Origin of the sequence: Asticcacaulis sp. (genome assembly GCA_024707255.1) — a bacterium.
Classification (GTDB): Bacteria; Pseudomonadota; Alphaproteobacteria; order Caulobacterales; family Caulobacteraceae; genus Asticcacaulis.
This window is the reverse complement of the sequence record JANQAC010000001.1, coordinates 1,371,446-1,386,363: the sequence shown is the minus strand read 5'-3', so window position 1 is coordinate 1,386,363 and position 14,918 is coordinate 1,371,446. Positions and strand designations below refer to the sequence as shown.

Annotated in this window: 7 protein-coding genes and 1 pseudogene; 1 reads left to right on the top strand and 7 read right to left on the bottom strand. The window is 61.0% G+C overall.

The annotated features are described in order from the left end of the window. Position 1: 1 nt before the first annotated feature. The 5 genes and pseudogenes from NVV72_06670 to mutS all read right to left on the bottom strand — a co-directional run bounded on the left by NVV72_06670 (position 2) and on the right by mutS (position 8,877). Complete coding sequence (locus NVV72_06670) at positions 2-541, bottom strand: copper chaperone PCu(A)C (protein ID MCR6659026.1); 540 nt, start codon at positions 539-541, stop codon at positions 2-4. A 31-nt stretch (positions 542-572) separates the two neighbouring features. After that, positions 573-1,583: a tryptophan--tRNA ligase gene (gene trpS, locus NVV72_06665; GenBank protein MCR6659025.1), complete on the bottom strand. Its 1,011-nt coding sequence runs from the start codon at positions 1,581-1,583 to the stop codon at positions 573-575. Between the two features lie 12 nt (positions 1,584-1,595). Continuing rightward, a pseudogene (murJ, locus tag NVV72_06660) lies at positions 1,596-3,249 on the bottom strand (murein biosynthesis integral membrane protein MurJ). Positions 3,250-3,312: 63 nt separating this feature from the next. Continuing rightward, the gene (locus NVV72_06655; GenBank protein ID MCR6659024.1) at positions 3,313-6,135 is read right to left on the bottom strand and encodes a [protein-PII] uridylyltransferase; all 2,823 of its coding nucleotides are present in this window, start codon (positions 6,133-6,135) and stop codon (positions 3,313-3,315) included. Between the two features lie 27 nt (positions 6,136-6,162). Further along, complete coding sequence (gene mutS, locus NVV72_06650; protein MCR6659023.1) at positions 6,163-8,877, bottom strand: DNA mismatch repair protein MutS; 2,715 nt, start codon at positions 8,875-8,877, stop codon at positions 6,163-6,165. 337 nt (positions 8,878-9,214) lie between these two features. On the opposite strand from mutS, the gene NVV72_06645 reads away from it, so the two are divergent. Further along, complete coding sequence (locus NVV72_06645; protein ID MCR6659022.1) at positions 9,215-11,497, top strand: NADP-dependent malic enzyme; 2,283 nt, start codon at positions 9,215-9,217, stop codon at positions 11,495-11,497. Between the two features lie 52 nt (positions 11,498-11,549). On the opposite strand, the gene NVV72_06640 is transcribed toward NVV72_06645, so the two are convergent. Both NVV72_06640 and NVV72_06635 read right to left on the bottom strand, forming a co-directional pair. After that, a complete protein-coding gene (locus tag NVV72_06640; GenBank protein ID MCR6659021.1) occupies positions 11,550-13,259 on the bottom strand; it encodes an MFS transporter in 1,710 nt (569 codons plus the stop codon). Between the two features lie 52 nt (positions 13,260-13,311). Beyond that, positions 13,312-14,838: a response regulator gene (locus NVV72_06635; protein ID MCR6659020.1), complete on the bottom strand. Its 1,527-nt coding sequence runs from the start codon at positions 14,836-14,838 to the stop codon at positions 13,312-13,314. Between the last annotated feature and the right edge of the window lie 80 nt (positions 14,839-14,918).

The window sequence follows — 14,918 nt, the reverse complement described above, 5'->3', positions numbered from 1 at the left end:
TTCATATCGCCATGGTCCATACCGCCCGATGTACCAGATTTGGCCAGGGGGTATTGGAGACCAGCATCGGCAATGTCACCGGACCGGCTTTTTCAAACACCAGGGTCACATTGACCGTTTCGCCTTCGACCAGGCGATGGGTCAGGTTTTCCAGCATGATGTGATTGCCACCGGGTGCGAAAACCAGCTTATCGCCGGAGCGGATGACGAAGCCATCCCTGGCCTCGGCCATTTCCATGGTCGAGCCGTTCATTTTCATGGTGTGCAGGGTCGTGGTGGTAGCGCACTCACAGGCCGCCGAGATCAGGCGGTCGTCGGTATTGCGCTTATTTGTGATGGTGACATAGGCGGCGGTATTTGGATTGTTGCCCAAGGCCGCGCGCATGGCGTAATCAGTCATGCTGAGGCTGGACTGGGTGACCACGCCGCTGGCATCGCTTGAGCTCGATATGGTGGTGGTGCGCTGCTCCACCTTTTCACAGGCGGTCAAGGTGAATGGCAGTGTCAGACACACCAGGCCCAGAATGATTAAAGCACGCATAGCGACCTCCAAACTTAAGGGTGCAGGGTCATTATGACCCTGCCCATAAACCGACAATCTTTTTCACGTCTTTCACCACTGGCGCAGCCACTTCATTGGCGTGGTCGGCGCCAATCCTCAGCACACGGTCGATTTCGGTCTGATCGGCCAAAAGCCTGCGCAGGCGTTCTGAGATCGGTGCCATCTTTTCGACCACGACCTCAGCCAGGGCTGGTTTGAAGGCGCCGAAGCCCTTGCCACCAAAGTCCTTCAGAACGTCTGCCACGGAAATACCGGCAAGCGCCGCATAGATGCCGACGAGATTCTTGGCTTCCGGGCGGCTTTCCAGACCTTCAGCGCTTTCCGGCAGCACATCGGCGTCGGACTTGGCCTTCTTGATCTTGGAGGCGATGGTATCGGCGTCGTCGGTCAAGTTGATGCGCGAATTATCGGAGGGGTCGGATTTTGACATCTTGGCCATGCCGTCGCGCAGGGACATGATGCGCGCGCCGGGGCCCTGGTAGAGGGTTTCCGGCACGGGGAAGTAATCGACATCGAAATCGTGATTGAACTTCTTGGCGACGTCGCGCGTCAGTTCGAGGTGCTGGCGCTGGTCCTCGCCGACGGGCACATGCGTCGCCTTATAGAGCAGTATATCGGCGGCCTGCAGCACCGGATAGGTATAGAGGCCCACGCTGGCGCGTTCCTTGTCCTTGCCTGCCTTGTCCTTGAACTGGGTCATGCGGTCGAGCCAGCCGAGGCGGGCGACGCAGTTGAAGATCCACGCCAGCTCGACATGGCCCGCCACGGCTGATTGCGGGAAGATGGTCGACTTTTCGATATCGACGCCGGCGGCCAGGTAACAGGCGGCAATTTCGCGCGTCTGATCGAGCAGCTTTTGCGGTTCCTGCCAGACGGTGATGGCGTGCAGATCGGCGATGAAGAAGAAGCGCTCGGCGTCATCGGATTGCATATCGGCGAACTTCTTCAATGCGCCGAGATAGTTGCCGAGGTGCAGCGAGCCGGAGGCCTGGATGCCGGAAAGGATGCGTTTATTGGTCATGGTCTTACTTGATTATGCAGAACGGCGCCGCAGCACCGCCTTCAGTTCGTGCGGCTTGATCGCGCCGGTTATAAACAGCAGTCCGATATAAAGGAACAGGCCGGCGAAACAAACCCCCAGAACGGCGATTTCCTTGGTGTGGCTAAAGATCGCAGGCAGCAACGGAATGCCGCGCACATAGGGCACCACCGAGCCGATGGCGCCCTGTATTAACGGGCGTTCAAACGAGCTGAGGCCACAGAATGCTGCCATGCCGGCGCCGCAAAGCAGCAGCAATAGCAGGGTGCGGAAGGCTTTGGGGGTGATGATCCATGTCCGGCGTTTGGCCAGGGTAAAGACCATCAGCGCCACATTGACCCAGGCGGCAGCCGAGGTGCCGATGGCCAGGCCCGCCGTGCCGATCAGCTTGAACATGGTCAGGCCGACGCTCAGGTTTACGACCACCGAGATAATGGCGAACTTCATCGGTCCGAAGGTGTCCTTGCGGGCAAAGAAGGCCGGATTGAGGATGCGGGTCAGCACGAAGGCCGGTACGCCCCAGCCATAGTGAAACAGGCAGCGCGCCACCTGGTGGGCGTCATCGAGATGGAAGGCGTCACGCGTATAGAGACCGTCCATCAGGAAGAAGGGCATGGCCATCAGGGCGGCGGCGGCGGGCAGGGCGAAAGCCATGGAAAACACGACCGCCTGGTCCATCTGGACCTGCGCGGCTTCATGATCTTCGGCATGGACGGCGCGGGAAAGGGCCGGCAGCAGGGCAGTGCCGATAGCGACGCCGACAAGCCCGATCGGCAACTGGTAGAAGCGATCGGCCATGGCCAGCCACGAGGTGGCGCCGTGGATCGATGAGGAAAAAGATGCCGGAAATGAAGATATTGACCTGGGTGGCGGCGGCGGCCAAAGCGCCGGGCACGGCCAGCAGGAGCAGCTTGTTGATGTCCTTCGAGAACACCGGAATGATCGCCAGATTGACATGGGCGCCGGACCTTCGTGCCCCCCACAGCAGCATGGCGACCTGCAATATACCGGCGATCAGGGTGCCGATCGACCCCCACAGCGCCGAGGCATAGACCGTATGCTGTGGCAATATCGAGATCAGGGTCACGGCATTGAGCAGGATCGGTACGCCGGCCGACATCAGGAAGCGCCCGCGCGCATTGAGCACGCCGGACAGGTGCGCCACGATGGCCATGCACGGCAGATAGGGCATGGTGATCTGGGTAAAGAGCACGGCCAGCTTGTATTTGGCGGGATCGGCCAGGAAGCCCGGCTTGATGACCATCATCAGCCACGGCATGGTGAACTGGCACAGCAGGCAGAAGGCGACCGTGATGAAGGTGAGTGTCGCCATGGCATCATGCGCCATTTTGTCGGCCGCTTCTTTCCCATCACGTTCCAGGGCGGCGGAGTAAGAAGGCACGAAGGCGGCCGAGAAGGCACCTTCGGCGAAGATGCGGCGGAAGAGGTTGGGAAATGCCTGGGCGGTGTTATAGGCGTCGGCCATGATATTGCCCGATGCGCCGAGATAAGCGGCCAGAACCAGGTCACGGGCGAAGCCGGCCAGACGCGAGATCAGGGTGAAACTGCTGTTGATCAGCGAATTGCGCAGAAGCCCGGAGGATTTCTTGACGGGTGTTGCGGGCGTTTCAACGTCTGACACGGACATGCTCTGCTGGAAGTGTATTCTCCGCTTTAGGCCGCCTGTGGATTTCCTGCAAGCAGTTATGGGTTAACGCGCCAGGCTAGCTTTTGCCCGTGCCAGGTTGCGCTTTGGCGGCTGGGCCGGCTTGTCGAGTACGGCCAGCAACTGCTTTTTCAGGGTCTGCTTCAGGCCGCCGGCCAGTTGCGCCTTGCGGTAGTGGTCCGCCACATAGAAGGCGTCGACCGCGCGTTCGCCATAACAATCGATATGCGCCGAGGCGATATCGACATGCTGCTTCGCCATGACCTCGACAATATCGGCCAGCAGGCCGGGACGGTCGCGGCCGGAAACTTCGATGATGGTGACATTGGCGTTGCTGTCATCGTCAAAGACCACAGTGGGGGCGATGGCGAAGGCGGCGGTGCGCGCCGCGAAGGGTGATTTCCAGGTCAGGGCTTCCGGCAGGCGGCCATTCGCGGCGGCTTCCAGGGCGGTCTGGGCATGTTTCTGGCGCGGCAGGTCGTCATGGGCGAAGGGCTTGCCGGTCGAATCCTGCACATAGAAGACATCGAGCGCCTGGCCGGTGGCGGAGGTGAAAACCTGCGCCCCGACCACATTGCCGCCGAGATTGGCGAAGCAGCGCGCCAGATCGGCAAAGAGCCCGGTGCGGTCCTCGGCCGAGATCGAGAAGGCGGTGGCATTGCGCACCGTATCGATGCGCAGGGCGACCGCCGGCGCGCCATTGGCATTGCGCACCAGCACCGCGTGGTTCTTGATATCTTCAGGACTGAACGAGAACAGGTAGCTTTCGTCCATGGTTTCCAGCCAGGCGGCCATATCCGCGTTGTTTTCGCTCAACTGCACCCGACGGGCGTGGGCGCGCTGTTGCAGGTCTTCACGCACGCTGGCCACGGCATCCGGTCCCCGTCCGCCGCGGAAGGCGCTTTCTGTGGCGTCGAACAGGTCGCGCATCAACTGGCCTTTCCAGGCGTTCCAGACGCCCGGTCCGACGGCGCGGATATCGGCCACGGTCAGGATCAGCAACAGGCGCAGGCGTTCGGGCGTTTCGACGATATGGGCGAAGGCGGCCACGGTTTCCGGATCGGAGACGTCGCGTTTCTGCGCATAATCGGACAGGACGAGGTGGTGGCGCACCAGCCACGCCACCTGATCGATCTTCCAGTCCTCGATGCCCAGCCGTTCACACGCCTTGCGCGCGGCAATCTCGCCGCCGACTTCCTGGCCCAGTTCATTGCCCTTGCCGGTGTCGTGCAGCAGCATGGCGAGATAGAGCGATTCCTTGTCGGTGACCTGCGGCATGATCACGCTCGACAGCGGATGGTCTTCCTTGTAAGCGCCAGTATCTATGCCGTGGATGATATCGATGGCGCGCAGGGTGTGCTCATCGACCGTATAGGCGTGATACATGTTGAACTGCGTCTGGGCGACGATGCGGCCGAATTCGGGGATATAGCGACCGAGCAGGCCGGTTTCCGACATCATCGACAGCGTCTTGTACGGATCCTTGCCGCGCACCAGCAGGTCAAGGAACAGCCGTGCCGCTTCCGGATTACGCCGCAAACTGGGCGTCACCAGGTCAAGATTGCGGGCGATGGCGGTGAAGGCATCCGGATGCAGGTCCAGTTCGAGCCGGTCAGCCATCTTGAAGAGCATGAACATGGCCACCGGCGACTTCTGGAAGATATCCGGTGAATTGACGCTCAGGCGGCCATTGGTGACGATGAAGCCGGGGTGATCGGCGCGCGTCAGGTTCATGATGCCCGACTGGATCAGGCTCGACAGCCGGGCCAGCGGCTTGGCCTGCTGGGTTTCCAGCTTGGTGCAGAAGGTGCGGGTCAGCGCGCCCACCTCCTTGGCGACCACGAAATAGCGGCGCATGAAACGCTCGACATTGGGTTCGCCCTCGCGGTCGATAAAGCCCATGCGGCGGGCCACTTCCGGCTGGAGGTCGAAGGTCAGCCGTTCTTCGCCGCGCCCGGCGGCGGTGTGCATGATGATGCGGACCTTCCACAGGAAATCAAAGGCGCGCATGAAAATGCGGCGTTCCTTGTCGGTCAGGATCAGATCGAGCACCTCGGCATCTTTACCAGCGCCGCCGGCCAGGAATTTGGCTATCCAGTAGAGGGTATGCAGGTCACGCAGGCCGCCCTTGCCCTCCTTGACATTGGGCTCGACCACGAAGCGCGTGGTGCCGGTCTTGACATGGCGCTGGTCACGTTCTTCCAGCTTGGAAGCGACGAAATCGAAGGCGTGCGATTTCAGGCCATCGTGAGTGAGCCGGTCTTCCAGGTTCTGCGCCAGTTCGGCATCGCCGGCGATCAGGCGATGTTCCAGCACCGCCGTCATGATGGTGTGGTCGCTCCTGACATATTTAAGCGTTTCATCGACCGTGCGCGACGAATGGCCGACCTTCAGGCCCAGATCCCACAATGTATAGAGGATGAATTCGATGACCGATTCCGAGTGCGAGGTCTCTTTCCAGGCGCGCAGGAACAACAGGTCGAGATCGGAATAGGGCGCCAGTTCGCCACGGCCATAGCCGCCCACCGCCAGCAGGGCCAGGCGTTCACCTTCGGTCGGGTTGCGGGCACGGTAGACATGGGTGAGCGTGAAGTCCCACAGGGCCGAGACCACTTCGTCGGTCACCCCGGCCAGGGCGCGGGCGGTGGCATAGCCGCCCTTCTGATCGTCCACACGCTCAAGCAGGCTGGCGCGGCCCTTATCGAGCGCGTCCTTGAGTATGGTAACGGCGCGGCGTCGCAAATCGAGCGTATCGCCTGACGAATCCTCATAGGCTTCGGTCAGGCGTTTACGCAGATCAGTCCCGTCGATACGGTATGCGGGCGCCGCCGGGTGTGTCTGGGTGAGCATGGGGGAGGAGTCACTCATATGAACAAAACTCGGCTTGCCTCCGGCTTACAGCAGTTTGTGTAAATTATATATGAGTTCCAGGGCTTCCTTGGGGCTTAAATCATCCGGATTTACGCTCCTGAGCATGGCTTCCGCCCTGGAGGGTGCATATGAAGCCGGTTCCGGTGTGCGGCTCGCGGAAAACAGCGGCAAATCGTCGAGCCTGAGCTGGGTCTGGTTGTCTTCTTCCAGGCGTGTCAGGATATCGCGGGCGCGCGAAACCACGGCCGGCGGCATACCAGCCAGACGTGCCACCTGCACGCCGTAGGAGCGGTCGGCCGAGCCTTTGCGCGCCTCGTGCAGGAAGATCAGTTCACCATTGTGCTCATGGGCGGTCAGCGACAGGTTGTTGAGGTGCTTCATCCGCTCTTCGAGCCGGGAAAGCTCGTGATAATGGGTGGCGAAGAGGGTGCGCGCCTTGATCACCTCGTGCAGGTTTTCCGCCGAGGCCCAGGCGATGGCCAGGCCGTCATAGGTGGCGGTGCCGCGGCCGATTTCATCGAGGATGATGAAGGAACGCTCGCTGGCCTGGGTCAGAATGGCGGCGGTTTCGACCATCTCCATCATGAAGGTGGAACGGCCCTGCGCCAGGTCATCGCCGGCGCCGACACGCGAGAACAGCTTGTCGACCACGCCCAGGTGCATGGCTTTGGCCGGCACGAACAGGCCGGCCTGCGCCATGATGATCAGCAGGGCGTTCTGGCGGAGATAGGTTGATTTACCAGCCATGTTCGGACCGGTGACGAGCGACAATCGCGCGGCATGGGCGCCCGACGCATCGAGATGGACATCGTTGGGCGTGAAGGGCTTGCCCTGGCTTTTCAGCGCCGCCGCGACGACCGGATGGCGGCCGCGGGTGATTTCGAGTCGTAAGGAGTCATCGACTACCGGCCGGATCGCATCCCATTCTTCGGCGTAAGCGGCATTGGCGACCGCGACATCGAGCGCGCAGATGGCGTCATGTCCGCCCTGGATTTCGGCGGCGGCCAGGCGCACCTCTTCACGTAACTGCTCGAAAATGTCCATTTCCAGCGCCTGGCCCTGCTGCGCGGCGCGCTGGATTCGGCCATCGAGTTCGATCAGTTCGGTGGTGACGAAGCGCACCTGGTTGGCCAGAGACTGGCGGTGAATGAACTGCTTTTCCGTGTCCTGCGCCTGAAGCTGTTCAGCCAGCTTGGCGGAGAGCTCGATGAAATAACCCAGCACATTGTTGAATTTGATGCGGATGGCAATACCGGTTTCAGCGGCCAGTCTTTGCTCCAGCGCCAGAATGATCTGGCGGCTGTCATCGCGCAGGGCCCGCGCCTCGTCCAGTTCGGCATTAAAGCCGGGACGGATAAAGCCGCCGTCGGACAGTTTGAGCGGCGGCTCCTCGACAACGGCGCGCGCCAGCCTGTCGCGCAATTGGCTGAGCGGCAGGGAGGGCACCAGGGCCGAGATGATGGTGTCGATTTCCTGCGGGATGGCAGGCGGATTTCCGGCCAGATCGTCATGATCCTGATGGCGCGCGTCGTTCAGATGGCTGGCCAGGGTCTCGCTGATGGTCAGCGCCTGCGCGATGACGCACAGGTCGCGCGCACTTCCCCGGCCCAGAGACAGCCGCGACAGGGCCCGCGCCTGATCGGACAGCGAGCGCATCAGGTGGCGCAGGGTTTCGCGCAAGGTCCGGCGCGGCAGCAACCACTCGATCGTATCCAGCCGTGCATTGATATCGGCCGGATTATAGAGAGGGCGCGCCAGACGGTTCAGCAACAGGCGGCAGCCGCCGGAGGTCACGGTCATGTCGAGCGCCGAGATCAGGCTGCCTTCGCGCCTGCCCTGCTGCGTGCGGTCGATCTCAAGGCTGTTGCGCGTGGCGGCGTCGATGGCGAGATAGTTGTTGGAAATCACCCGCGCCGGCGGTTTCAGGGTCGGAATCTTGCCGGCCTGGGTCAGGTCGATATAGGCGGCCAGCAAGCCCAGCGCCGAAACCTCGGCCGGGCTGAAGCTGCCGAAGCCATCGAGCGTGGAGACACCGTAGAGCTTGAGCAGGCGCGCTTCACCGGAAACCGGATCGCACAGAGACGCTGGTTGCGGCTGGATGACCCCGCCGTACATCTTGAGCAGGGGGTAAATGGCCTCGTCCTGGATCAGCCGGTCAGCCACCAGGCTTTCCGAAGGCCGCAGGGCGGAAAGCTGCACGCCCACCTGTTTGGGCGCGACCTCCAGCACCTCGACATCACCGGTTGAAAGCTCGACCGCTGCCAGGGCCAGCACGCCGCCGCGCGATGACAGGGCCACCAGGCGGTTGGCGCCGCGCTCCTCCAGAAGCGTATCCTCCGTCAGAGTGCCCGGCGTTACAACGCGTGTTATACCCCGCTTGACGATGGCTTTTGAGCCGCGCTTTTTCGCTTCGGCCGGGTCTTCCAACTGATCGCAGACGGCAACCCGGTGGCCCAGACGAATCAGCTTGGCGATATAGGCATCGGCGGCATGGGCGGGCACGCCGGCCAGCGGAATATCCTTGCCCTGGAACTGCCCGCGCTTGGTCAGAGCCAACGACAAGGCCTGCGAGGCAATGACCGCGTCTTCGAAAAAGATTTCGTAGAAATCGCCCATGCGCATCAGCAGGAGGGCATCGGGGTATTGCGCCTTGAGCTGGATATATTGCGCCATGACCGGCGTGGCGCCCTCCACATTAGGGGCGGCGGCATCTGGCGTGAGGGTTTGCGGGGCGTTCATGCCGCGAAGTTAACCATTGTTAACAGCGAAGAGAAGGGATTTCGCAAAGGAAGGTGTGTAAAACTTCTCCAACAGCTTGCCGTTGGCAAGCGCGACTGCGCGCCCGAGCCGATGCGAGGAGCCATGCGGCGATTGAGCCCATTTAATTGTAAAACTGTCTTCAAACCGCGCCTTAAAAGCAACAGCTCGCAAATTCATTTGTCTGACAATAAAGAAAAGTACCCCTGTGACCGTGTAGACCCTTTATTCGCTGTCGCTGTTGTTCTATTCCGTAGGGGACGCAAGTCCTTAGTTTATAATATAAATCGCCACACCCTGTCAGAGTTTCCCTAAAGTCATGACCACCGAAAAACAGACCTTCAGCGACGACGAAGCGTTGCACCTTCACCAGTACCCCCAGCCCGGCAAGATCGCGCTGATGGCGACCAAGCCGATGGCGACCCAGCGTGACCTGGCTCTGGCCTATTCGCCGGGCGTGGCGGTGCCGGTGCTGCGCATCGCTGAAAACCCGGAAGCGGCCTATGACTACACGTCCAAGGGCAATATGGTGGCGGTCATTTCGAATGGCACGGCGATCCTTGGCCTCGGCAATCTCGGCGCCCTGGCCTCCAAGCCGGTCATGGAAGGCAAGTCGGTCCTCTTCAAGCGTTTTGCGGATATCGACTCGTTCGATATCGAGGTGGCGACTCAAGACCCGGACGAATTCATCACGGTGGTGAAGAACATCACTGGCGCCTTCGGCGGCGTCAATCTGGAAGATATCAAGTCGCCGGAGTGCTTCATCATCGAAGCCGCCTTGCAGGACCTGGCGGATATTCCTGTGTTCCACGATGACCAGCACGGCACGGCGATTATCGCCTCCGCCGGCCTGATCAATGCGCTGGAAATCACCGGTAAGAAAATTGAAGACGTCAAGGTCGTGCTCTGCGGCGCCGGCGCTGCTGGCCTGTCGTCGCTCTCACTGATCAAATCGCTGGGCGTAAAGCACGAGAACACTACGGTGGTCGATATTCACGGCGTCGTCTATGAAGGCCGCACGATCGACATGGACCAGTGGAAGGCGCCGCACGCTACGAAAACCTCCAAACGCACCCTGGCCGAGGCCATGGTCGGCGCCGATATTTTCCTGGGCCTGTCCGCCAAGGGCGTGCTGACGCCGGACATGGTCGCCACCATGGCCGACAAGCCTATCATCTTCGCCATGGCCAATCCCGATCCGGAAATCACACCGGAAGAGGTGGCGAGCGTGCGTTCCGACGCCATCGTCGCCACGGGCCGTTCGGATTACCCCAATCAGGTCAATAACGTCCTGGGCTTCCCCTATATCTTCCGCGGCGCGCTCGATGTCCGTGCCCGCCGGGTCAATCACGAGATGAAGCTGGCCGCCGCCCACGCCCTGGCGCAGCTCGCCCGCGAAGATGTGCCTGATGAAGTGGCCGCCGCCTATCAGGGCCGCCATCTGAAATTTGGCAAAGACTATATCATTCCGTCGCCCTTCGATCCGCGCCTGATCTGGTACATCCCGCCCTTTGTGGCCCAGGCCGCAATGGATACCGGCGTAGCCCGCAAGCCGATCACCGATATGGACGCTTACCGAAAGTCGCTGGAACAGCGTCTCGATCCATCGGCCGGCTTCCTGCAATCCATCACCTCGGCGGTCCGTTCGCGGCCGTCGAAACGCATCGTTTTCGCCGAGGGTGAGGATATTTCGGTCATCCGCGCCGCGCATGCCTTCAAGCTGCAAGGACTTGGCACGCCGATCCTCTGCGGCCGTGAAAACCTGGTCGAAGCCAATATGCGTGCCGCCGGCATCGATCCGAAAGAGGAGGGCATCGAAATCGTCAATGCCCGGCTCAGCCACCGCAATGCCGCTTATTCGCAGTTGCTCTATTCGCGGCTCCAGCGCGAGGGCTACCTGAAGCGAGATGTCGATCGCCTGATCAACCTGGACCGTAATTCCTTTGCCGCCGCCATGGTCATTTCCGGCCACGCCGACGGTATGGTCACCGGCGTTACGCGTTCGTTCGACAAGTCGCTGGATGATGTGCTGCGCGTGGTCGATCCAGCGCCGGGTGGCCGCATTATGGGGCTTTCGATCGTGCTGGCCAAGGGACGGACGATCTTTGTGGCGGATACCACAGTCGCTGAAATGCCGACCCCGGAAGAACTCGGCGATATCGCCATTGAAGCGGCCATGGCAGTGCGCAGCATGGGGCACACCCCAAGGGTGGCCTTCATGAGCTATTCGACCTTCGGCAATCCGTCGGGCGAGCGTTCGGATCGTGTCAAGGAAGCGGTGCGTTTGCTTGAAGAACGGGGCGTTGACTTTGAATTTGAAGGCGAAATGTCGCCCGATGTTGCGCTGGAACCGGCCACCTGGGCCAACTATCCCTTCCAGCGCCTGACGGCGCCGGCCAATGTGCTGATCATGCCGGCCATCCAGTCGGCCTCGATCTCGACCAAGATGATCGAAGCCCTGGGCGGCGCTACGGTGGTGGGTCCGCTGCTGCTGGGCCTGTCCAAGCCGGTGCAGATCTGCCAGTTGTCGGATTCGGTGTCAAAAATCCTGACCATGGCGACCTTCGCAGCTTACGATATCCGGGCGTCAGCGAAGGGGTGACGCTTTGATTATGGGGGCGAGGGGGCCTCAGGCTCCTTCACTCCGAAATATGTCACACCTTCTCCTCACTGCCCTCCTCACGCCGGAAATACAGCCAGAACGACATGGCGATGGCGATGAAGCCAATGCCGATCGTATAGGCGAAAAAGGCGAAGTAACCCGCGCCCATGGCTGCCGGTGTTACCCCAAGCTTGGCCGAGGCGGTGACATAGGAATCCGCGTGCAGATGGCTCATCAGGCCCTTGAAGATACTGCTGATACCACCGGCATCCGCGGATTTGGCCGCGCCTTCGACAATCCGACCCGACTGCGAGGCCACCAGCTTGCCTAGAATGGCATAGAAACTGGAGAAGATGGCGTATTGCGGTGCCGTATATTGCGGACTCACCAGGGTGGACATATAGGCGATCAGCGATGTGCCGGCGATAGAGGCGGCGATATTGTCCATGGCAAGCGCAGCCGCGAAGATCGGCAGGGAATGGCCGGCCGCCGCAAGCCACATGAAACCGACGTGACTGAAGGGTCCGGCAATGGCGCCAATCACCAACGAATTGCGAACGCCAAAACGCGCGATCAGCCAGCCGGCAATCCCGACACCGACCACCAGCATCAGCACGCCAAAGCCCTTACGCATTTCCCCCACGGCATCGAGCGAGAAGCCGAGATCGACATAGAAGGGATTCATGATGCTGAGGGTAAATTCACTGATGCGATAAAGGCAGATCAGGGCGAAGATAAAGCCGGCCCAGTCCTTGTAGCGCCGGAAGAAATCGGCCAGCGGCTCGATAAAGGCGCCTTTGAAATAGGCGCCGGGACGGGTCGGCCAAGGCAGGGGCAGACACGCGCCGAGCATCAGGCCCAGGCCCGCCAGGGTAAACGGAATTTGCAGGAAAGGCCCGGTGGCCTTGGCGGTAAAGGCGGTTTTGAACGCGGCCTGCGCCTCGGGGCTCAGGCCCAGATGACTGAGCAGGCCATTCATCAGATCGGCATTGGCGGTGAGGCCGGAACCCATCATCAGGGCGGCAAACAGGATAACCAGGCCGCGAATGATCCATTCCATCCACTCCAGAACCGGCCGTACCGGCAGGCCCTCATAATGGATCGGCCGCGGATTATGTGCGGGTCCGCGCGGCGCCAGAAGCACGGCGATCCAGCCGATGGCCATCATCAGGGCCATGGTGGCATAGGCCAGCGGCCAGCCGATGCGTGAGGACAGGATCAGCGGTACGGCGCCCGCCACCATCATGGCGATCCGATAGCCCCACTGATAGGCGGCGGTCATGATGCCCTGCATTTCGGGCTCGACCGATTCAATCCGCCAGGCATCCATGACGATATCCTGACTGGCACCAAAGAAGGCGGTCAGCGCCGCGAAAGCCGCCATCTGGCCAAGGCTGACCTTCGGATCACAGACGGCGATGCCGAGCAGACCCAAGGCCACTGCGGCCTGTAAAACCAGCATCCAGGCGCGGCGGTGACCAAGCTTGCCATTCAGCCACGGCACATTCAGCCGGTCGAGCAGCGGCGCCCACATGAATTTCAATGTGTAGGAAAAGGTGACCAGCACGAAGAAACCGATCACCTGCAGTGACAGCCCCTCGACGCGCAGCCAGGCGCTGAGGGTATCGTTGACCAGCAGGAAGGGCATTCCGGAGGCATAGCCCAGCGCCAGCATCAGCAGGGGCTTGGGTTTGAAAAAGGCCAGCAGGGCGGAAAGTGCCGAGAGTTTGGGCTTTTTTGCGTCGTCTGCCGTGACCGTCATTCGCTGTCCTCTGTCATTTCAGAGGAACGGTATGAGGCTTTGGGATGTAAGTCTAGGCGCTTTTGGCGGTCGGGTGCTCTCCGGTCCAGGTCTGGAGGCGATGTTTGAGCGCCACCAGCTCGATCGGCTTGGTCAGGAAGTCGTTCATGCCGGCATGGATGCTGGCGCGGCGGTCTTCCTCATAGGCATTGGCCGTCAGGGCGATAACCGGGGTGCGGATACCCATGGCGCGGATTTCACGCACCGCGCCGAGGCCATCAATGCCCGGCAGGCCGAGATCCATGAAGATGATATCGAACTGGCGGGACTTAACAATATCGATGGCTTCCTCACCGGACGAGGCACGTTCGACACGGCAGCCTTCGCGCTGGAGCAGGATCTGCGCCAGCAGGGCATTGACCGGATTATCCTCGACCAGCAATACCGACTTGTCCGGAGCGGATTCGCTGACTATGCGCTCGTCGTCATTCTGCGGCTTCGGTTCGACCTTCTGTTCCTGATCGTGCAGCGTCTCCAGGCGTTCCAGCAGGGAGCTGCGGCGCAGGGGCTTGATCAGATAGCCGGACCAGCCTTTTTCTCGCCAGGCATCGATTTCGTCGCGTTGCTCCGGCGCCAGCAGGATCAGGCTGCGCGGGGAAGGCGCGGCCGCGGGCGCGGAAAAAGCGGCGCGATCGGCCAGGATAATGGCCTGCGGATCGAAAATGTCTTCGGCGCGCGGCACCATGCGCAGACGGCAATCGCCCGCCGCCAGATGCGATTCGGCGCCTTCGGCCAGGATCTCGTTATCACCGATAAAGGCGATAGCATGGGGATAGCGGTTTTGTGATGGCCGGTTGCGCAGGCCGTAGGGTGCGCGGAATTCCACTGTGAACAGCGAGCCGTTGCCCACCTCGCTTTCTAGCGTGAGTGTGCCCTGCATGACATCGACCAGCTTCTTGACAACCACGAGTCCCAGTCCGGCGCCGCCATAACGCGTGGCGTGGCTGGCTTCCACCTGGCCATATTCCTCGAAAATACGCACGCGGGCCTCTTCCGGAATACCGGCACCGGTATCGCGGACACTAAATCGGATAAGACCAGCATCGCTCAGGCCCACATCGATCAGCACGCCGCCCTTTGTGGTAAACTTGATGGCATTGCCGGCGAGATTAAACAGGATCTGGCGCAGGCGGCCTTCATCGGCATGGATATAATCGAGGCGCGGATCGAGCGACCACGCCACCTCTATATGATTGGCATGGGCGCGCGGTGACAGAAGTTCTGCCACGCTTTGCAACAACGGCTCCAGTTGCACCTCGGTCGTTTCCAGTTCAATGCGCCCGGCATCGATACGGGCATAGTCGAGCAGATCGTTAACCAGGGTCAGCAGGTGATCACCGGATTCGCGCGCGGTCTGTACGTAGGATGCCTGGTCGGGGGAAAGGGGCGTGCGCGTCAGGAGCGACAACATGCCCATGACTCCATTGAGCGGGGTGCGGATTTCATGGCTCATCAGGCGGAAAAAATCTTCGCGCGCTTTCAGGCGCTCCTCAGGCGACAGCCGCTCTTCCTGATCATGGCCTGTAACTGAAATCTGCATGGGGATTCTTCCGCCTGTCTCTACTGAGACGACCAGTCTAGATCAAAAAGGTTAAGTTAGCTCCAATGCGGGATTCATAT

Excerpts from the sequence above, each read along its gene's own strand:
- NVV72_06645 (MCR6659022.1), top strand. The coding sequence starts at position 9,215 with ATGACCACCGAAAAACAGACCTTCAGCGACGACGAAGCGTTGCACCTT.
- NVV72_06635 (MCR6659020.1), bottom strand. The coding sequence starts at position 14,838 with ATGCAGATTTCAGTTACAGGCCATGATCAGGAAGAGCGGCTGTCGCCT.
- NVV72_06655 (MCR6659024.1), bottom strand. The coding sequence starts at position 6,135 with ATGAGTGACTCCTCCCCCATGCTCACCCAGACACACCCGGCGGCGCCC.
- NVV72_06670 (MCR6659026.1), bottom strand. The coding sequence starts at position 541 with ATGCGTGCTTTAATCATTCTGGGCCTGGTGTGTCTGACACTGCCATTC.
- trpS (MCR6659025.1), bottom strand. The coding sequence starts at position 1,583 with ATGACCAATAAACGCATCCTTTCCGGCATCCAGGCCTCCGGCTCGCTG.
- NVV72_06640 (MCR6659021.1), bottom strand. The coding sequence starts at position 13,259 with ATGACGGTCACGGCAGACGACGCAAAAAAGCCCAAACTCTCGGCACTT.
- mutS (MCR6659023.1), bottom strand. The coding sequence starts at position 8,877 with ATGAACGCCCCGCAAACCCTCACGCCAGATGCCGCCGCCCCTAATGTG.